Source organism: Hallerella succinigenes (genome assembly GCF_002797675.1).
GTDB lineage: Bacteria > Fibrobacterota > Fibrobacteria > Fibrobacterales > Fibrobacteraceae > Hallerella > Hallerella succinigenes.
Window position 1 is genome coordinate 2,610,876 of record NZ_PGEX01000001.1, and the last position, 19,185, is coordinate 2,630,060.

Here is a 19,185-nt window from a genome sequence, read left to right on the forward strand (position 1 = left end):
AATAACTCGGGGGCTAGAACTTTGGCAATGTTTCTAGGAAAAGAGTCTTCCCGATACAAGTCGCGTTGTGCAGGAAAACAGGAACCTTCCGGAGAAAAACGATTGTGTGAGTACGGTGCTCGTGGCGCACCGTTATTCTTTTAAAGCTCGGCGTTCTCTTTTGTATTCCCAAATGAAAAGGATCAAACCCGCAAGGGCCATGAGAAGGCAAAGGGTTTGTCCTCGGCTCATTCCGATCAAATCGTTGCGACCGAGGAAGTTGTCCGGTCGGCGGAAAAATTCAATGAAGAATCGGAAGATGCCATAGCCCATCAGGTAAAGCGGAAACATCTGTTTTTTGAAAAGCTTGTAATGGCTGAGCCAGAAGAGGATACCAAAAAGGATGATCCCTTCGAAGACCATTTCGTACAGCTGCGACGGATGGTGCAACTGAAAATCTCCGGCCGCCGGAAAGATCATGCCGATAGGACTTGTCGTGATTTCGCCGAAAAGTTCACCGTTTACAAAGTTTCCCCAACGTCCCCAGCTGTAGCCGAGCGGTACCGCGAGAAATCCGAGGTTCAAGGTTCCCCAAACCGGAAGTTTGTTCTTTCGCATCCCGAGAATGCCAAAGAGAATCGCCCCGATAAGTCCGCCGTGATACGACATGCCCGAAATCCCGACAAAGTAAAAGCCGTGTTCTGCACTGTAGCGGAAAGGCGTGATGATTTCAAGCGGGTTTGCAATGTAATGCGCCGGATTATAAAAGAGTACGTAGCCGAGGCGCGCCCCGATCAGGATTCCTGCGATGACCCAGGTAACAAAGCTGTCCATCTGTTCTTTTTGAATGCCGATGTTCTCTCGGACATTCGTTTTCCAGATGATCATGTAGCAGGTGAAGAAGGCGAACAGGTACATCAGCCCGTACCAATGCACCGGGAAATTCAAACCGGGAATCGTGAGTGCGATGCCGTCAAAATGCGTTGGGATAAGATTCCACCATGTCAAATCTGTCGCTTGAGTCATTTCAGTTCTCTCTTTCCCCAATAGTTGATGATGAGTGATGCTATCATGGACGAAGCTTGTGTCCGGATTTTGCCGTGGGATTGCATAATGACAAGGACAATCGCCTTGTCGGGATTGGAACGGCTCTGGGCGAATCCCATGAACCAGTCGTAGCGGCCTTCGGGGTCACTTCCGTCGAGCGAGCCTGTTTTTCCGCCGATTTCCACGTCGTCATAGATGCTTCGGGAAATAAATCGCGAGCTCATGTATTTTTTAGACGTGCCTTCGGTCGCGGTCGCATGCAGCGCTGTTCGAAGCCCGAGGTAGGCGTTGTCGCTGAATTTTTCGATTCCGAGATGGAGCGGTTTTGTCGGTGCGAAACCCTTGGCCCCGTTTTTTTCCCAGGGAATTTCAAGGGCTTTTCGGGTGACGACGGCGCGCATCATGGCTGCTGCCTGCAAGGGGGAAATCGTGGTTTCCTGTGTAAAGCCGCAGGCGACTTCGGCAAGTCCGTAACCTGTATCCGGAGGATTGTAGTTGCTACGGTTTGGAACGCCTTGCGGATAGTTGCGGTTAAATCCGAATTTGCTCGCCGCTTTTTTTAGACGGCTTGCACCAACGTTCATGCCGATGAGCGCGATGGGCGGATTGTAAGATTTGGCAAAGGCGAGATGCAGCGGAACGGTCGGTCCGCGGTAATTTTCGGGGACTTTCAGCTGTCGCTTGTAGAGCGTGTGGGCGCTGCCGATCATCGGTACTTCCGTGTTGGTCGAATAGCGCTTCGAGTCGAAAGCGGCGGCGACCGTAATCGTCTTGGCGAGGCTTGCGGCGGGGAATGTCGCGCGGGAAAGGTAATCCGGTGTGCTTTGGATGACGCTGTCCTTGCGTTCTCCCCAGGCGAGGATTTCATTCGTTTTCGCATCCACGACGAGGTAAAGGGCGTTCCTTGGGTGATAGCGTCTTAAGTAGGTGTCGAGGGTGTGGGCAAGACCTGTATCCTTTTGGGCGTACACGTGGTCGAGGTTGAACGCCTGGAAGTTGTTTTGTTCTAGATGTTGCGGTTCGAGCGTGTCGGGAAGGATGCGCTGGGGGAGGGAATCTTTGACCGCTTCCGAGTTTTCGGAAATGTCGGTTTTGTAAGAGTCCGCTTCGTCTTTGTCTCTCAGGGCGCAGCGGATACATTGAACAACGCACAAAAAGGCGAGAACAATCAGAATAACCCGGTTGATACGTCGAATGAGTGGGGGTAGAGGCTTTTGGGCAAGCATCTTCTCTATTTAACAAGATGGAAAATGGTCTTCTTGTAATATTCAAGCTCTGCGATGCTTTCGCGTATGTCGTCAAGGGCTTGGTGACGTTCCTGTTTTTCGAATTCGGGCAGGTCCGGGAACCAGCGGAAGGCGAGTTCCTTGATGGAGGATACGTCCACGTTACGGTAGTTTAGCCAGCTTGAAATCTTCGGCATGTACTTGTACAGAAACCTGCGGTCCTGCGTAATGGAATTTCCGCAAAGGAGGTTGCCGCTGTGGTCCTTGTCGTGGCCGACGGTGAACTGCTTGATGAAGTCCAAGGTCACTTTTTCGGCGGAGGCGAGGTCGTACTGGGAATGGCGGACTCGCTCCACCAGTCCGCTCTGCGTATGATGCCTTGTGTTCCAATCGTCCATGGAACTCAGGACATTTTCCGGCTGGTGGATGGCGATTACGGGGCCTTCGCCCAAAATCTTTAAATTCGGGTCTGTGACAATCGTTGCGATTTCGAGGATGACGTCATGTTCGGGATTTAGGCCCGACATTTCGAGATCCATCCAAACTAAATTCGGTGCAGTTCTATTTTGAATACTCATTTAATACGAAATTTATAAATTTATGCCGTTATTAATGAAATCCAGCCACCTTTCGGGGTGGATCACCTGAAAACAAAAGGAATAAAATGGAAGAAGTTGTTGTTACTGGTATGGGCTGCGTTTCGTCGCTCGGTAATGATCCGGATACGCTTTGGGCGAATCTTCTCGCCGGTAAGTGCGGCATCTCGAATATCGAAAAGATGGATACGTCTGCCTACGAAGTGCATTTTGCTTCGGAAGTAAAGGACTTTGACGATTCCGAAAATTTTAACGCCCGAGACCAGAAGCGCTATTCTCGTAACATCCGTTATGCGGTCTATGCAGCCTTGAACGCTGTCAAGGATTCTGGTTTGAATCTTGAACAGGTGGACAAGACCCGTGCTGGCGTAATCGTCGCTTCCGGTATGGGTGGCATGGACATCTATTATGATGGTTCTGCAGCTCTTGCTACAAAGGGCCCGCGTCGCGTGTCTCCGTTTTTCATTCCGATGTCCATTACGAACATGGCAACGGGTGAAATCTCCATCCGTCTCGGCTTCATGGGTCCGAATTTTGTGACGACCTCTGCTTGCGCTTCCTCCAACCATGCTTTGATCGCCGCTGCAGACCAAATCCGTCTCGGTCGCGCTGACGTAATGATTGCTGGTGGTACCGAAGAAGCGGTGACGCCTGTCGCTCTCGCTGGCTTTGCCAACATGCATGCTCTTTCCCGTCGTAACGACGATCCGGCTCATGCTTCCCGTCCGTTCGACAAGAACCGCGATGGCTTCGTTATCGGCGAAGGTTCTGCTATCATGGTTCTCGAAAGCCGCAGCCACGCTGAAAAGCGCGGAGCAAAAATCTTAGCAACAATTGCAGGTGTAGGCCTTTCCGCTGACGCTCACCACATTACCGCTCCGCGTGAAGACGGCGCAGGTGTGAAGCTCGCTATCGAAGCGGCTCTTCGCGATGCAAAGCTCGAACCGCAGCAAGTCGGCTACATCAACACGCACGGCACTTCCACTCCGCTCGGCGATGTGGCAGAATGCGGCGCTATCTATGACGTTTACAAGGGCGACGTGGCCAACCTGAAGATCAACTCTTCGAAGGGGATGATCGGTCACATGCTCGGTGCTGCTTCCGCGATCGAAGGCATCATCACCATCAAGTCTCTCATCGACCAGAAGGTGCATGGTTCCATCAACATCGAAGAACAGGATCCGGCGATTAAGCTCGACGTCTGCAAGGACGGCTCTGTCGATCACAAGTTCGACTATGCGATGTCCAACAGCTTCGGATTTGGCGGTCACAACAGCGTTGTGATTTTTGGCAAGGCGAAGTAATTCTCGGTTAGGATTATGAAAAAGACCCGCGTTGCGGGTCTTTTTTTGTTAAGGAGATTGTTTCTGGACAAAGTCCCTCGCAATGACACTCGACAACATGCCACTACGAGGCTCGTTTCATTGTCATTGCGAGACCCGGAGGGTCGTGGCAATCTTCTGGGTCATCGCATCGGTAGTCATCCCGAGGTTTGCGAGGAGTTCCTCGGGGTTGTAGCGGTCGTAGAACTTCTTTTCAAGCCCGTAAACCAGAACCTTCATGGAGCTATCTCCGTAGAACGCGGCAATCTTTTCGCCAAAGCCGCCCTGCACAATGCCGTCTTCAAGGGTCACCACCAGCTGGTGATTTTCCTTTAACCTTTCCAGGGTTTCGCAGTCGATGTCGCTTGCAAAGCGCGGGTTCACGAGGGTCGGCTTAAAGCCAAGTTCCTTTTCGACCTGGCGCGACAAAGCTTCGCCGCGCTGGTAAAAATCGCCAAGAGCCATGATCGCCACCTTGGAGCCTTGTTCTTCCACGCGGAACTTCACTTGTGCGTAATCCTTGTCGGCGGGGCGGTTGTCGTTCACCACGCCATTCCCCGGAACGAGCACAATCGTCGGGTGGTCGTTCTGGTCAATCGCATATTCCATCATCGCCATGTATTCCGCTTTGTTCGTGGGCGCAAGCACTCGCACATTTGGAATATTGCCATAAATGGAATTGATGTAAATGCCGAGGTGCGTCACGTCGGTCATGGTGTTGAATGCGGAGAAGTTTAAAATCACCGCAATCGCGCTGTTGTTCAGAGCCGTATCTTGCGCCATCTGGTCGTAGGTACGCTGCAAAAAAGTCGCGTTCGTAATTACCACAGGCTTTGCACCGCGCTTGGCTGCACCCGATGCCATGGCGATCGCCTGTTCTTCGGCAATGCCGCAGTCGGTGTACTGCACGGGTCCGATCATTTGCCGCTTTTCCGGGCCAAGGCCCAATGCCATCGGCATCGCTGGGGAAATCACGAGCACCTTCGGGTCGCTCTTTGCCTTTTGCACCAGATAGTTGCTTGTGAGGTCTTCATAGCTTTCGCCGCCGCCCCAGTTTACGGTCGCCTTGCCGGTTGCTCGGTCAAAAGGCGGGTGCCAGTGCCAGGTTTCCTGGTCGGTTTCGGCGGGGGTATAGCCCTTGCCCTTTTGCGTGTGGATGTGCACCACCACCGGGTGCGAGGAATCTTTTACAGATTCGAAAACGCGCACAAGGCTTGCAATGTCGTTGCCGTTCGGTTCGTACACGTAGTCGAGCCCGAAAGCCTTGAACAGGTTGTGTTCCGCTTTGCCGTTCGTGTCGCGGAGTTCCTTTAGGTTCTTGTAAATGCCGCCATGGTTTTCGGCAATTGCCATTTCGTTATCGTTTACAATCACGATCAAATTTGAACCGAGTTCCGAACCTGCGTAATCGAGGCCTTCGAGAGCTTCGCCGCCGCTCAAGGAGCCGTCGCCGATGAATGCGATAATGTTTTCTTTGCCGTGTAGCAGGTCGCGGGCGCGAGCAAGTCCCGTGGCAAGCGAAATGGAGGTCGAGGTGTGACCGATGTTAAAAAAGTCGTGCTCGGATTCATCCGGGTTTGTGTATCCGGAATCTTCGCCAAAACGCGTATCGTCGATGTAACCCGCCTTGCGGCCCGTGAGCATTTTATGGGTGTAGCTCTGGTGGGAAACGTCAAAGACGAACTTGTCGACGGGAGAGTTAAAAACGTAGTGCAGAGCGATTTCTGCCTCCACGGAGCCTAGGTTTGGACCGCAGTGTCCGCCGATTTTGGTCAGTCGGTTGAACAGGGCTTCGCGGATGTCGCTAGCGAGGGTTGTCAGGGCTTGCAGATTGAGTTTTTTGACGTCTGCCGGGGAATGGATTTGGTTTAATACTTGGTACATGCTATTATAGATTAGGCAGATAAATACTTTACAAAACAAGCAAAGTTTACTATATTTGCATCATGGAAAAAGATGATGCAAGAAAGAATGTCCAGAGCCTTCTCGAAAAACGGAAGACAATCGTAAAAATGAAGAAGGCGGGATTCAAGAAAAGCAAGATCGCAGAGACCTGCGGCGTGAGCCGCCCCATGGTGGATGCAGTTCTATCGCTTTACGAGAAAGGCGGGATGAATGCGCTCAAGCCGAAGACAAGGGGCCGCAAGGAAAGGGAAAAAAGGCTCCTTTCCGCCAATCAAGAATCCGAGATACAGAAACTAATCCGGGACAAGCGTCCCGAACAGCTCAAGTTCAAGTTCGCCCTCTGGACCCGCGAAGCGGTTGCGGAGCTTGTCCGCAGCAAATTTGGAGTGAAGCTGGCCAAGAGAACGGTCGGCGACTACCTCAAAAGATGGAACTTCACCCCGCAAAAACCGATTGTCCGCGCGTACGAGCAAAACCCCGAAGCGGTGAAGAAGTGGCTCGAAGAGGAATACCCGAAAATAAAGGCCGATGCGGTATGCGAGAATGCGGAAATCCACTGGGCGGACGAGACCGCCATCGTGAACACGGATGTCCGTGGCCGCAGCTACGCCCCCTGCGGGCAGACCCCGGTCGTGAAGGCTCCCGGATGCAGGGAGCGCTTTTCCATGATATCGGCGGTGAACAATCGCGGGAAGTGCCACTGGATGATGATTGACGGGGCGTTCGACGCGACGAAGCTCATCGACTTCATGACGGCTCTGGTGAAGGATGTGTATGCAGACGGGAAAGGGAAGAAAGTGTTTCTCGTGATGGACAACCTGAGGGTTCACCACAGCAAGCCGGTAAAGGAATGGCTTGAAGCGAACACGGACAAGATAAGCGTATTCTACCTGCCCAGCTACAGTCCCGAGCTGAATCCTGACGAACGTCTTAATGCCGACCTGAAACACGAAATATCTTCCAACGCACCGGCTCGGACTCGCGAAAAGCTACGCTCCCATGCGGAATCCCACATGAAAATGGTGAGCAACAGCCCTGAACGAGTAATCAAGTATTTTGGCGACAAGCATGTCTCTTATGCAGCATGACTATGTAAAAAATATATCCGCCGGAGCAATAATATACGACTTTGAGTTAGCTTTAAGGCAAGATAAAACGCTAAAAAGGAAACAGCTGTAACCGATTTTTGTTTTCTACGCGGGTCATGAGACTCGCAGTGCGCCAATCGAGCTTACAACTTTCGATGATGCCTTCGTCCACTGCTTCCACGACTGGATTGTAGATTTCAATGCCGTCAATGTTGTAACCATCGTACCAGCGTCTGCATTTCTCGAAATCAATGCTGTGCTCGTCGCCAAGAGCCTTCGTCTCTTCGGCGGAGAATCCCACGAACTCCGCCAGCCGCCCGAAACCCGCCATGGTGAATTCCTTGAACACGTTCAGTTTGGGCTGCACCTTGTCGCGCACGACGAGCAGAATCCCGGTGAGGTAGGCAAGGGCTATTGCTGGAGCGAGGTCGGCATTTTTGAGCATGGCAGTCGGAATGATGTCGTCATCTGTCCGCCTAGAGCGGACTGTTCAAGCTCCTTTGAAAATTTGCATTGTTCGGATTGACGTAGATACCCATCCTAACGAACATAATAAAATAGGAGAGTGAATCTTCCTTGAAGTTTCCCTTTTTATTTCAAGGATGTCGAAAGCAAACGCAAAAAATGCGCCGAATTGTGAGTGGGGCTTGTCGGAAAAATGTACCCCATTCCCGACCAGGAAATCAAGATATACATTGAGCGCGTCTTGGAATCCTTCGATGATGCCGCGAAAAAATTGAACTGGGGAACCTGTGGGCTTCAAAGGCCGGCAATGAATATCGTTGTACAAATTAACACGCTTTTCGTCGGTGAGCATAAAAATATACCCATCTTTTCCGGATGCATACAAGTGCAAGTCCATTTTTGGAAATGCGACTCCCTCTAGTATTTCGTAACTCTCATACCGCAGTCTTTTATGTGACAACACGAATGTAGAAAATAGGCGTGGCAATGCTGCACAAGGTGAAAAAGCGATGGGCATCGCAATCAGAAATTTCTATCGTTGATGCATGAAAAAAATGCTTTCCATTTTTTTGATTCTGTTCAGCTGCGGGGCCGCTTTTGCAGAAAGCGCGGATTCTACGGCTGTGTCAGGAGCGCAAGTTTCGGCGGATACGGTCCACTGGCGAGATGTGAATTTTTCGTACCGTGAAGAAGATCCGGGGATGGATTCCTTGCAGGTTTTTTCTCCGCTCAAGTTCGGTGGCATGGTGGCGTTGACAGCGGCGAGTTACGGTGCGGCTTATGGGCTTGTCTTTGCGAAGGGTTGGTGGGACGAAGAAGGTTCGCAGTTCCATTTTGAAAATGATTTTGAGTACGCGAAAAATTTAGACAAGCTTGGACATTTTGCAGCGGGCGTTGCGATTGCGGAAATTTTTTACCAGGGGTATTACTGGTCAGGCCTTACGGAGTTTCAGTCGTACGCTGCCGCCGCGGTTTCGGCGATGCTTACCCATGTAGCAATTGACGTGAAGGATGGTTATTCTCCAGAATGGGGTTTTAGCATTTTTGACGTGCTTTCGGGAACGCTCGGCGGTCTTTATCCGATGGCAAAACGTTATGTGCCGGTTTTCCAGTATTTTGATCTCAAATGGAGCTATTGGGTTAATTCCAAGGCTTATTACCGCCAGAGCGATACGGGAGTCTTTACCGATGACTATTGTAATGAAACATTTTGGTTTTCGTTGAAGGTTCATAAGTTGCTCCCGAACGGCGCTCGTAAGTATTATCCGTCGTGGCTTGCGATTGCAGCGGGCTTAAGTATTGATGAAGGCGTTTTCCAGCATAAAAAGGGCAAATATGAAGTTTACATTGCTTTGGATTACGACTTTGAAGCGATTTTTCAACCACATAAACGTTGGGCGCGTAATCTCGTCCGTTGGATCAATTACTTCAAGCTTCCGGCTCCGACCATTCAGGTTTATCCGGACGTGAAGTTCTATTTGCTGTACCCGATCAAGTTCTAAGGCGTTGAAGTTTGTATTTTATGGCTATGAAAAACGCACTGATTACAGGAATTACGGGCCAGGACGGCTCTTACTTGGCCGAACTGCTTTTGGAAAAAGGTTACAAGGTCTACGGCCTTGTTCGCCGCAAGAGCAAGCTGGATTTTAACAATGCGGAACACTTGAAGGGCAAAGTCGAATTCATTTTCGGCGATATGACGGATTCCGCATCGCTTCTTCGCGCCATGGAAATTGCAAAGCCGGATGAAATTTACAATCTCGCGGCGCAGTCCTTTGTGACGACTTCTTGGGAAACCCCGCTTTCGACTGCCGACATCAACGCGATCGGTGTGACGAAGCTCCTTGAAGCAGTGCGTCTTGTAAAGCCCGAAACCCGCGTCTATCAGGCGAGCACAAGCGAAATGTTCGGCAAGGTTCAGGCGGTTCCGCAGAACGAAACGACTCCGTTCTATCCGCGAAGCCCGTATGGCGTTTCAAAGCTTTACGGCCATTGGATTATCAAGAATTACCGCGAAAGTTATGGCATGTTCGCCTGCTCCGGCATTCTTTTTAACCATGAATCCGAACGTCGCGGTGCAGAATTCGTGACGCGCAAGATTACGATTTCCGTGGCGAAGATCAAGGCGGGATTGCAGGAATGTGTGGAACTCGGAAACTTGAACGCGAGCCGTGACTGGGGACACTCGGCGGATTACGTCCGCGCGATGTGGCTCATGTTGCAGCAAGACGTGGCTGACGATTATGTGGTTGCGTCGGGTGAAACGCACACAGTGCGTGATTTTGTGACGCTTGCATTCCGTGCTGCGGGCATGGAACTGGAATTCCACGGCGAAGGCGAAAAGGAATATGCGACGCTCCAGGGAACGGACCGAGTGCTTGTGAAAGTGAATCCGAAGTTCTTCCGCCCGGCAGAAGTCGACCTGTTGATCGGGGATGCGTCGAAGGCGAAGAAGGTTCTCGGCTGGGAACCGAAGATCTCTTATGCGGACTTGGTGAAGCGTATGGTCGAAAGCGACATGAAGCTTCTTGCTGAAGGAAAGATTTAATGCCGCGGACTTTAGTCGTCGGCGCTACGGGATTTGTGGGCGGATATCTTGTCCGCGAACTTGAAAGCGCTGGGCACAGCGTGGTCCAGGCGAATTTCCCGGAATTCAACCTGCTGAATTTGGAACAGGTCGAAAAGACAGTACGAGACGCCGCCCCTGATTACGTGGTGAATCTCGCCGCGGTGAGTTCTGTCGGTCAAAGCTGGAAAGATCCGTTGATGACCGTGGACGTGAATATCAAGGGCTCGCTCCACTTGCTCGATTCCATTCAGAAATTTGCCCCGAAGGCGAAAACGCTTTTGATCGGCAGTGCGGAAGAATACGCTCCTAAGGATTCTCCGTTAAAAGAAACGGATGCGCTCGAAGCGAGCAATCCTTACGGCATTACGAAGGTCGCACAGGAAAACTTTGCGAACCTTTACCGCAAAAAGTTCGGAATGCAGATCGTTTGCACACGCTCATTCAATCACACGGGCGTGGGACAGCTGTTGAGTTTTGCCCTGCCGAGCTTCTGCAAACAGGTCGCGGATATGGATCGGAGCGGTAAGCCTGGAAAAATTTACGTTGGAAACCTGAGCGCGTTCCGCGATTTTTCGGACGTGGAAGATGTGGTGCACGTTTACCGCATGCTTCTTGAAACGGAAAACGATTACACGGTTTACAACGTGGGATCGGGAAAGGCGCATTCCATGCGAGAACTTCTGCAGATGATTATCGACCTTGCAAAGGTCCAGATCGAAGTCGTGCAGGATCCGGAAAAAATGCGCCCTGTCGATATTCCGTACCTTTGCGCGGATAATTCCCGTGTGCAAAAGTTCTTTCGTGGCACGGACATTCGGGAGACCATTCGAAAAATGTTCTCCGCTTTCCGCAACGCTTAATGCAAAACGTTAGGAATTCAGACAGGCTTCGACTGCCTTCTGCATTTTGTCCGTCATCGCGTCCCAGCTCATGCCGAGGGCGCGTTCTTTTGCATTCGCTTCGAGCTTAGCCAAACGTTCCTTGTCGTGCAGAACGGAGGCTGCCTTTTGGCAGAAGCCTTCCACGTCATCGTTTTCGTACAGAAGCCCAGTGACACCGTCGATGACGGAATCCTTGAGGCCCGCGACGTTATTCGAAAGGGAAATGGTGCCGCAGAGGTTTGCTTCGATGTTATTGATGCCCCAGCCTTCCTTCAAGGACGGATTGATGAAGAGCGAAGAACGGCTTAAAAGGTTGCGTTTTTCGTCTTCGGAAACGCGACCGAGGAATTGTACGGAGTCTTTGACGCCGAGCTGTTCCACCATCTGTTCGAGTTCCGGACGGAAGTCTCCGCTGCCGGCGATCTGCAACTGAATGCCCGGCACGAGTTCATTCAGGCGCGGCATGGCCGAGATGACGAATTGTGCGTTTTTGTACTTCATCAAGCGGCCGACGTAAGAAATGACAGGCGGATTTGCTTTGGCTTCGGTCGGGTGGAAATATTCCGTGTCGATGCCCGGTTCCACGACAAACATTTGCTTGTAGCGAATGCCCATATCGTCGATTTCTTCTTTGGTGCTTTCGGAGATGGCGAGGAAGTTCTGGTTGCGGTAGAAGAGCGCGACAGCGCGTTCCATTAAGTAAACGTACAGGGCGATAGGGAAGACCGTTTCGCGGAAGATGGACTTGCGGAAAAAGTGCATCACCATGTGGAGGCTCTTGGTTCCCTTGAGACAAGTCGGTGTGAAGAATGGGATCTTGTTCAAGTTTTCGACAACGAGATCGTATTCTTTGCAGTGTTTCTTGACGTAGCTGTGCACGCTGAAGTTGAACAGAAATTTGTTGCCGATGCGGACCGTGCGAACTCCATCGATGAATTCTTCGTTCGGGAGCCCTTTGACGCGGTGAGAAAGGAATGTGACTTCGTAATCGCGTTCATTCAGCCGCTTAAAAATCTCGTGATGGTAAAGTTCTGCGCCACCCGCTTCCGGATTTTTGATGTCTCGCCAGTTAATCGCTAAAATTTTCTTCTTTGCCACGTAAAACTCCGTTTTATTGAAAATTAACAATTCACAATGGAGAATTATCCATTCACAATGAACAATTGTCAAAAACTGGGAAAGGAGTTTTACGTCAAAGGTAAAGGTTCCTCGAAGATTGAAGATTGCCTTACAGCTCCGCTTCGATCAGCTTCAAAATTTTGGGAATCACGACGTCTGGATGTTCGCTTGTGCTTGCGCCTGCGGCTTTTGCGTGTCCGCCACCGCCGAAGGTCCCTGCGATCTTGTTCACGTCTACGATATAGTTCGAGCGCAAGCTGATTTTATACTGACCATTGACCGGATACATGAAAAGAGCCACTTCGGTTTCGCTGACTTCGCGGATCGTGTCGACGACGGAACCCAGATCCATCGGGGTGACGTCAAAGCGCTGCATGTCTTCTGGGGTGACGTAAGAGTAAACCACTTTGCCGTCCAAGCCGAGCTTGCACTTTTCCATAGCGAGGCCCGTGATGAGGGTTGCTTTGTAAGATCGTGTGTAATAGGTGTCGTTGATGATTTGTGCGAAGTCGCAGCCTTTGTCGATGAAGTCACCGACAGCGGTCATGGTGCGCTTGCTCGTACAGCTGAACTTGAAGGCGCCTGTATCGTGGACGATTCCGAGGTACATGCTGTTAGCTGTGTTTTTGCTTACTTTGTTCGAATCCAGCAGGAAGTAAAGAACTTCGCTTGCGGAACTTGCACTGGGTTCGACGAAATTGACTGTGCATAGGTTCAGCGGATTGCTGATATGATGGTCTATGTTGCAGGTGAATTTTGCTTTTTTCAAACATTCTACACCATTTGCACCGCAGCGTTCAAAAGACGGTGTATCCATGAGGAAAGCGAGATCTACATCGCGGCCATCGTATTCGTGCAAAATTTTGTCGGCACCGTTCAAAAGATTGTAACTCGGCGGGAAAGCTTCGGCAAAAACCTGCGCCTGTACATTCGGGAAATTGTCTGCGATATAATTGTACAGACCGAGGCAAGAACCGATACAGTCACCGTCCGGACGGACATGTCCAAAAATCGCCACGGAACTCGCTTTCGAAAGTATTTCTTCAATCGTCATACAGGTAAACCTTTTTTGGAGGAAAGTTAATAATTCTAAGGGAGGGGTTAATTGAAAATTCCTGCTAAAACTTCCCATCTTCAGCATACCTCAGCTTTTCGCATTTTTTCTTTTTTATAAATTTCTACTCAAACACATCTCACATCAAGAAGGTTTTTCATGTCTCGCTTGCGCGTTTTGGTTTTTATGGGCGGTTATTCCACGGAACACGATGTTTCTGTCACCAGTGGTACCGGCGTTATCCGCGCGATGGATCGTACTAAGTACAACATTCATCCGGTTTTGATTCAAAAGGACGGAACCTGGATTTGGTCTTCTCGAGAACTTTCTCCGTATCAGAAGGATAACTTTAGCGAGAATTATTTCTACAGCTTGGAAGGTCCGAGTGCAAGACAGGAAAAGAATCCGGCTCTTTCGGAACTTCCGAGTGCAGACATCGCCTTCCTCGCTTTGCACGGCAAGTGGGGCGAAGACGGCCACGTTCAGGCTCTTCTCGAAAACTGGGGCATTCCGTACACGGGTTGCGGCCTTCTTGCTAGTGCTCTCGCCATGGACAAGGTTCTTTGCAAGGCTGCATACCTTTCTGTTGGCATCGATACGCCTCCGTACCGAGTTCTTTTCCGCGATGATTTCTCGGGCGATAAGCTTGTGGATGCGGCAGACGCTTTGGGCTTCCCGCTTGTGATCAAGGATCCGGTGGGCGGTTCGAGCATCGGCATGGGCATTGCGAAGGATTTGGACGAAGCCGGTCAGATTGTGAACAATCTCTTCAAGAATTCGAACCGTCTCCTTTGCGAAAAGTTCATCCAGGGTCAAGAAGCGAGCTGCGGTTATATCGAAGGCGTTGAAACGCCGCTTCCGCCGACCGAAATGCGCATGACCACCCGTGAATATTTTGACTTCGAAGCGAAGTATAACGGTGAATGCCGCGAAGTGACTCCGGCAGAATTCCCGGAAGAACTCACTAAGCGCATCCAGCAACTTTCCAAGAAGGCTCATCTCGCAATCGGTGGCGCTGGCTACAGCCGCACGGACGTTCGCATTGACGCAGACGGCAAGCTCTGGGCTCTCGAAACGAATACGCTTCCGGGCATGACGCCGACTTCGATCCTTCCGGCAGAAGCCGCAGCTGTCGGCATTGACTACACTCATCTGATTGATCTGATCATCGACACAAGCCTCAAGATTGAGCGTTAAAATGGAACTCGATCTCATTCTTGATACATCGCGCAAAGGGATTGCTCTTGGCATCTACGCCGCGGGGAAGCCTGTATGTGAACATTTTGAACCGGAATCCCGCGGTGAAAACCTGGGACGGATTCTCGATGCTGCCTTGGAACAGGCGAAGGTGGCTCTTGACGACGTAAAACGCGTTCTCGTGACGCTCGGTCCGGGATCCTTTACGGGACTTCGCACGGGCATCGCCTTCTGCGAAGGACTTTGCTTTTCGGGAAAACGCTCCTTGTACGGGATTTCGACTCTGAAGGCGCTGCGCTCTCTTTGCGCAGATGAAAATTCCGTCGTTGTGCTGTATGCGCGTACGGGATTCTTCTACGTGGGAACGCAGACGGAAGAACTCTTTATTCCGGTCGAAGAAGCGCTTCAAAAGTTTGAAGATTTGAAGATTGCATCTTTTGTCGTGGACCATCGTTCCGCGGAAGAAGAACGGTTGAAGGCTTTGGTTCAAAAAACGAACGCACAGCTAATCGTTTCGGAGGGAAATGAAATCGCTCCGTTTTGCAAGTTCTTTGCGGAAGTGGAACCGAACATTGTGCAGAGTGCGAACTACATTCAGCCGTCTTATTACGAACGCCGTGGTGCAGAGGGGGTTATTCGCTAATGTCTGAAGTTGCAATGACAGTCCGTGAAATGGAAGATCGTGACATTCCAGCTGTGCTCGAAATTCAAAATGCGACGCACTTTGAAAACTGGGATGAAAAGACTCTCCAGAAATTCTTGTTGAAAACGTACACGTTTGCGTTTGTGGCAGAAGCTCCAGATTCGGCTGGGAACTGGAAGCTTGCGGGTTACGCAGTCTTCTCTTTGGCTGCCGATGAAGCGGAACTGCTTGCTATTTCGACTGCGCCTGAATTCCTTCGCAAAGGCGTGGCTACGGAAATCTTTGCGGAAGGCGAAGAAGCCCTTGCCGATGCGGGTGCTCGGAACTTTTACCTCGAAGTCCGTGAGCATAATGAATCTGCTATCGCATTCTATCGCAACCTGGGCTTTGAAAAGAACGGGGAACGCGGAGGTTATTACTCTGACGGGGAAAATGCGGTCTTGATGACTCGTCCTCTTTAATGCGAGATTTTTATGAGCCGAATTTTTAAGCCGATTTCCGATATCCGAAAAGAGAAGCGCCGTGCGAAGATCGTGACGCGGACTCGAATCGTTGTTGCTGTCGTTTTGTGCATTCTTCTCTTTTACGTTTTGGTCTCTTACAGCGGCCACTGGCTTGTACGGGATGACTCCTTTGAACATGTGAACTGGGTCGTTGTCCTGGATGGGCAGAGCGGAGATTTGGAACGCTCGGATTACGCGGCAAAGCTTGTGCGCGAAGGCAAGGCGGATTCCGTGTTGATTCTTGGACGCCGTGTGTTCCGCGATAAGAACAATGCGGACTTTTATGCCGAAGACATGGAAGAAGTCGGCGGAGTCGATCCGAGCCGCATTTACATCTACCGCCACGACGATCCGAGTACGATCGAAGAAGCGGTCTCGGTCATTCCTTGGTTCAAACGTCGCGCTCCGAAGGATACGGTCTTATTGCTTACGGCCGCTCCGGCAACACGCCGTGCAGCGTTCCTCTTCAATACGCTTTCCGGTGGACATCCCGCATTCATCACGGTGGATTTGCACGATTGGCGTTACAATGCAAAGACCTGGATTTTTGAACGGGAAGCTCGCAAGAACTGGCTCCGCGAATGGGCAGCCATTTTGAATGCAAAATGGGATTTGCTCGGCGTGGATACGCTTCTTGTTTCGGACCGTCCAGTCCGCTTCCCGGAACGTTGGGAAAACGCAGTCTCTTCAAAGACAAACGTTACCCCTCCTCCTCTTTCTCAGTTGGTTTCGATCAAAAAGGCGATCGCTTCTCAGGATTCTACCGTTAAGGAAATTCAGGCAGAAGCTCAGCAAGAATCGATGCCATTACCGGATTCCCTCTAAAAAAAGGAGCTGCGGATGAAAAAGTTCTTTACAGCGCTTTCTTTGGCTTGTTTTGCAGGCTGTTACAGTCCGGAGCAGTATAAGGCTTCAACCAATCAAAATCAAACAGCGACTTCGGATTTCGGTACGCTGTATGAAATCAACGGAGGAAAGCAAATTTGCAATCCTTCCGTGACGCAGGATGAAGAAAACTATCCGGCTTCGATGCTTTGGCTCAACTTTTCGGGAACTTTGAACGTGGAAGACGCTCCGGATGGCTATTCGACGACCGGTGCGAAAACGCATGACCGTTTGACCGTTTCCGATACCGCAGGCAAGGTCCTCTGGTATTTGACAAGAGATGAAGTCGAAGGCGTGGACTGTGAATTCCAGGATCCGGAATGGACGACTCATGGCAACTTTATCATTACGCTTGCCGCTTCGAACGTAGAAGGTTCTAAGGGTTGCGACGAATTGAACTACGGACTTTTGGTGGTGAGACTTTCCGACAAGAAGACGTTCTTCCTTGCAGACAGCGGGATGGATGAATCCGCGAATCCGCACCTTTGGATTGGCGAAGAACAGGATGAAGTCGGCGAAGATGACGAACGTGCAGAATTCTTCGGTACAAATGAAGTCAAACTCGTGTACATGAATACATCGGGCAAACTTGTGTATGTGGATTATGCGAAGAGTGAAAAGCCGGTGACGCTCAAGGCTCCGAGTGTAGAAGGCTTGCTCGACGGTCCGATGATTTCTCCGGATGGAAAGTTCATCGTTTATGATGTCTTAGAATCTTCGTATTCCTGGAGCTCTTACGTGCAGGAACTTTCTTCGACCTCTTCGCCGGTGGAAATTAAAAAACTCGACGGCATGATTTCGAATCCTGTGTTCCCGCATTGGTGGAAGCTCGGTTCCCGTCTTTTTGTTGTTTGGACGGAATTTGCTGCAGGAAATGCGTATTTGAATAAGAGCGACTTAACCGATGAAAGCACTTGGACTGGAACGCTTGGCAGAACTGCGATGCGTGAAGTCACGGTGACCGCAGGCGCTCCGAGCGATGTGGCGGTGGAATGGAACGGAGATGTGCGTGAAATCGCGCCGGTTCCGCTGATCGGGGGACGTTCTCCGAGTGGACATTTTGTTTCGACGGGAACGAATAACGGTTACATGCTTTATATTCCTTAAGGAGATGGCAAGATGAAAAAATATTGGACACTCGCTCTTGCCGCTCTTTGCGGTTTTTCGCTTTCGATGCTCGTTCCGGAATCTCCGGCGACGCCATGGGAATCCATTGGCGGTTGCGGTGCTGGCGGTAGCGGTGGCGGTGCTTCGGATGGCATCAAATGGATCGGTCAGGGTGTGAATGGTGGCCTTGTCGAAACGGAAATCTTTGCCAAGGCTTCGGTCGGGGAAAATTATTCCGGATTCACCTTTACGCCGCGATTCTCTTTTAAGCCGACGTGGTCGACTTCGGTCGGGGTGACACTTCCGTTTATGACGCATAGCGGTGAAGTGCAGTACCGCACAAACCAGGCTCCGGTAGACCGTACAACGGGCGGCTTTGGCGATATCTCGTTTGATGTTTCACAGATTGTCGGCGGCGGCGGTGCTGCGAACATTTCTCTTGCGCTCACGATTCCAACGGGCCAGTATGATATCAAGCGTGGAACGGACGCTTCGCAGGAATTCCTCCCGTCGAGCTTCCAGAAGGGCTCGGGCGTTTATTCTTTAGCTCTCGGCTGGAATTACACGCGTGATACGGAAAACGGCATGTGGCTTTATTCTTTGACGTATACGCATCCGTTTAACGTGAGCTTTAGCGGTGAAAACGAATTCAACGATTCGTACTTTAAGGATTACGATACCGATGGCGACGACCGCTTTGAATATCACTTTAAGTGGTATGGTGAAAATGACTTGGGCGGATATACGCCGCCGAGTGTTTCTGCAAGCCTTGCTTACGCTTACCGCGGTCAGGAAAACTTTGTACATTCCTTTGGAATAACCTTCTCGGCGCCTCTGGGCGTTGCCTGGATTCCGTCCGAAAAGGTGGGCACGTACGATCCGCGCCCAGACCCGGATCATAAGGCTTGGTCTTTCGCATTCGTTTACGGTCTTGAATTTTCTCGTGCGGACTATCCGATTTTTCTCGCCTTCTCGCTTCCGCTGCACGACAAGTCGAATGGCGCAGATGCGGATGATGAATACGACGAAAGTGCGATGCGCAAGTGGGACTTGCCGGACTTTGGCGCGTTCCTCGAAGAATGGACTTTGGCAGTTGGCATCAAGGCTAGCTTCCTCTAAAATTGGACATAGGAGATTATTATGAAAAAACGATTTACTCTTTCTCTCGCTCTTTTAGCTGGCGCCTGGATGGTGGGTTGCAGCTCTAGTTCGAGCGCTTCCGATGAAGATTCTTCTTCGTCCTCCGCTTCTTACAATTCAGAGGATTGCACCCTTTCTGAAAAAGGCGTCAAGATTTTGCTCCCGGCGGGAGATGAAGAATACAAGATCGGTGATTCCATTACGATCGTCTTTGTTGCAAACTATGCGAATGCGAACGGTTTCAACGTTCTTTATAAGGCAAATGCGGATGATAAAGGCTCTGAACTTTTTACGGGCTCTGTAGGCGACGAATCTCCGGATGGCACGGAATGCACCGAAGTCAAGGCTCTCCTAAAGGAAGAACTCACGCCTTCGACGGAAGCTTTCATTCGCGTGGAGGCTTATAACGCTGCGAAGATTCGCGCCAATTCCAACACTTTCACAGTGAAAGCGAAGTAA

Annotated in this window: 19 protein-coding genes; 12 read left to right on the forward strand and 7 right to left on the reverse strand. The window is 50.7% G+C overall.

Going from position 1 to position 19,185, the window contains the following annotated elements; genetic code table 11:
- Positions 1 to 132 precede the first annotated feature (132 nt).
- From lgt to orn, 3 genes are read right to left on the reverse strand one after another with little or no spacing between them, the layout of a single operon-like run.
- Positions 133 to 1,005: a prolipoprotein diacylglyceryl transferase gene (lgt, locus tag BGX16_RS12125; protein WP_100426276.1), complete on the reverse strand. Its 873-nt coding sequence runs from the start codon at positions 1,003 to 1,005 to the stop codon at positions 133 to 135.
- Positions 1,002 to 2,252 carry a penicillin-binding transpeptidase domain-containing protein gene (locus BGX16_RS12130; RefSeq protein ID WP_100426277.1) on the reverse strand — a complete coding sequence of 417 codons (1,251 nt, stop codon included), beginning with the start codon at positions 2,250 to 2,252 and terminating at the stop codon, positions 1,002 to 1,004. Before BGX16_RS12130 ends, lgt begins: the two co-directional genes overlap by 4 nt.
- Before the next feature lie 5 nt (positions 2,253 to 2,257).
- Positions 2,258 to 2,830 carry an oligoribonuclease gene (orn, locus tag BGX16_RS12135; RefSeq protein WP_100426278.1) on the reverse strand — a complete coding sequence of 191 codons (573 nt, stop codon included), beginning with the start codon at positions 2,828 to 2,830 and terminating at the stop codon, positions 2,258 to 2,260.
- Between the two features lie 86 nt (positions 2,831 to 2,916).
- Between orn and fabF the strand changes: the two genes are divergently transcribed.
- The gene (gene fabF / locus BGX16_RS12140) at positions 2,917 to 4,152 is read left to right on the forward strand and encodes a beta-ketoacyl-ACP synthase II (protein WP_100426279.1); all 1,236 of its coding nucleotides are present in this window, start codon (positions 2,917 to 2,919) and stop codon (positions 4,150 to 4,152) included.
- Positions 4,153 to 4,275: 123 nt separating this feature from the next.
- On the opposite strand, the gene BGX16_RS12145 is transcribed toward fabF, so the two are convergent.
- A complete protein-coding gene (locus tag BGX16_RS12145; protein ID WP_100426280.1) occupies positions 4,276 to 6,054 on the reverse strand; it encodes a 1-deoxy-D-xylulose-5-phosphate synthase in 1,779 nt (592 codons plus the stop codon).
- A gap of 62 nt (positions 6,055 to 6,116) precedes the next feature.
- On the opposite strand from BGX16_RS12145, the gene BGX16_RS12150 reads away from it, so the two are divergent.
- Positions 6,117 to 7,163, forward strand: coding sequence for an IS630 family transposase (locus BGX16_RS12150; RefSeq protein WP_073306514.1), 1,047 nt, complete (start codon positions 6,117 to 6,119; stop codon positions 7,161 to 7,163).
- A gap of 70 nt (positions 7,164 to 7,233) precedes the next feature.
- Here the strand turns inward: BGX16_RS12150 and BGX16_RS12155 are convergent, their stop codons facing one another.
- On the reverse strand, positions 7,234 to 7,608 hold the full coding sequence (locus BGX16_RS12155; protein ID WP_100426281.1) for a P-loop NTPase family protein: 375 nt from the start codon (positions 7,606 to 7,608) through the stop codon (positions 7,234 to 7,236).
- A gap of 574 nt (positions 7,609 to 8,182) precedes the next feature.
- Here BGX16_RS12155 and BGX16_RS12160 point away from each other — a divergent pair.
- From BGX16_RS12160 to BGX16_RS12170, 3 genes are read left to right on the forward strand one after another with little or no spacing between them, the layout of a single operon-like run.
- Positions 8,183 to 9,130 (forward strand): YfiM family lipoprotein, encoded by a 948-nt coding sequence (locus BGX16_RS12160; protein ID WP_157798038.1) that lies wholly within the window; start codon positions 8,183 to 8,185, stop codon positions 9,128 to 9,130.
- Between the two features lie 26 nt (positions 9,131 to 9,156).
- On the forward strand, positions 9,157 to 10,176 hold the full coding sequence (gene gmd / locus BGX16_RS12165) for a GDP-mannose 4,6-dehydratase (RefSeq protein ID WP_100426855.1): 1,020 nt from the start codon (positions 9,157 to 9,159) through the stop codon (positions 10,174 to 10,176).
- Positions 10,176 to 11,057, forward strand: a complete 882-nt coding sequence (locus BGX16_RS12170) for a GDP-mannose 4,6-dehydratase (RefSeq protein WP_100426283.1) — start codon at positions 10,176 to 10,178, stop codon at positions 11,055 to 11,057. Before gmd ends, BGX16_RS12170 begins: the two co-directional genes overlap by 1 nt.
- 9 nt (positions 11,058 to 11,066) lie before the next feature.
- On the opposite strand, the gene BGX16_RS12175 is transcribed toward BGX16_RS12170, so the two are convergent.
- Complete coding sequence (locus BGX16_RS12175; protein WP_157798039.1) at positions 11,067 to 12,176, reverse strand: glycosyltransferase family 4 protein; 1,110 nt, start codon at positions 12,174 to 12,176, stop codon at positions 11,067 to 11,069.
- Positions 12,177 to 12,306: 130 nt separating this feature from the next.
- On the reverse strand, positions 12,307 to 13,251 hold the full coding sequence (locus BGX16_RS12180; protein ID WP_100426285.1) for a DHH family phosphoesterase: 945 nt from the start codon (positions 13,249 to 13,251) through the stop codon (positions 12,307 to 12,309).
- Positions 13,252 to 13,410: 159 nt separating this feature from the next.
- Here BGX16_RS12180 and BGX16_RS12185 point away from each other — a divergent pair, with 159 nt between their 5' ends.
- Genes BGX16_RS12185 through BGX16_RS12215 form a run of 7 tightly spaced genes read left to right on the forward strand, consistent with a single transcriptional unit; the run spans position 13,411 to position 19,185 of the window.
- On the forward strand, positions 13,411 to 14,448 hold the full coding sequence (locus BGX16_RS12185) for a D-alanine--D-alanine ligase family protein (RefSeq protein ID WP_100426286.1): 1,038 nt from the start codon (positions 13,411 to 13,413) through the stop codon (positions 14,446 to 14,448).
- 1 nt (position 14,449) lies between these two features.
- Positions 14,450 to 15,091, forward strand: a complete 642-nt coding sequence (gene tsaB / locus BGX16_RS12190; RefSeq protein WP_100426287.1) for a tRNA (adenosine(37)-N6)-threonylcarbamoyltransferase complex dimerization subunit type 1 TsaB — start codon at positions 14,450 to 14,452, stop codon at positions 15,089 to 15,091.
- The gene (locus tag BGX16_RS12195; RefSeq protein ID WP_100426288.1) at positions 15,091 to 15,552 is read left to right on the forward strand and encodes a GNAT family N-acetyltransferase; all 462 of its coding nucleotides are present in this window, start codon (positions 15,091 to 15,093) and stop codon (positions 15,550 to 15,552) included. The genes tsaB and BGX16_RS12195 overlap by 1 nt, the downstream gene beginning before the upstream one ends.
- A 12-nt stretch (positions 15,553 to 15,564) precedes the next feature.
- Positions 15,565 to 16,419, forward strand: a complete 855-nt coding sequence (locus BGX16_RS12200) for an ElyC/SanA/YdcF family protein (protein WP_100426289.1) — start codon at positions 15,565 to 15,567, stop codon at positions 16,417 to 16,419.
- A 15-nt stretch (positions 16,420 to 16,434) separates the two neighbouring features.
- Positions 16,435 to 17,586 carry a hypothetical protein gene (locus BGX16_RS12205; RefSeq protein ID WP_100426290.1) on the forward strand — a complete coding sequence of 384 codons (1,152 nt, stop codon included), beginning with the start codon at positions 16,435 to 16,437 and terminating at the stop codon, positions 17,584 to 17,586.
- Between the two features lie 12 nt (positions 17,587 to 17,598).
- Positions 17,599 to 18,705, forward strand: a complete 1,107-nt coding sequence (locus tag BGX16_RS12210) for a hypothetical protein (protein WP_100426291.1) — start codon at positions 17,599 to 17,601, stop codon at positions 18,703 to 18,705.
- Between the two features lie 21 nt (positions 18,706 to 18,726).
- Positions 18,727 to 19,185 carry a hypothetical protein gene (locus BGX16_RS12215; protein ID WP_100426292.1) on the forward strand — a complete coding sequence of 153 codons (459 nt, stop codon included), beginning with the start codon at positions 18,727 to 18,729 and terminating at the stop codon, positions 19,183 to 19,185.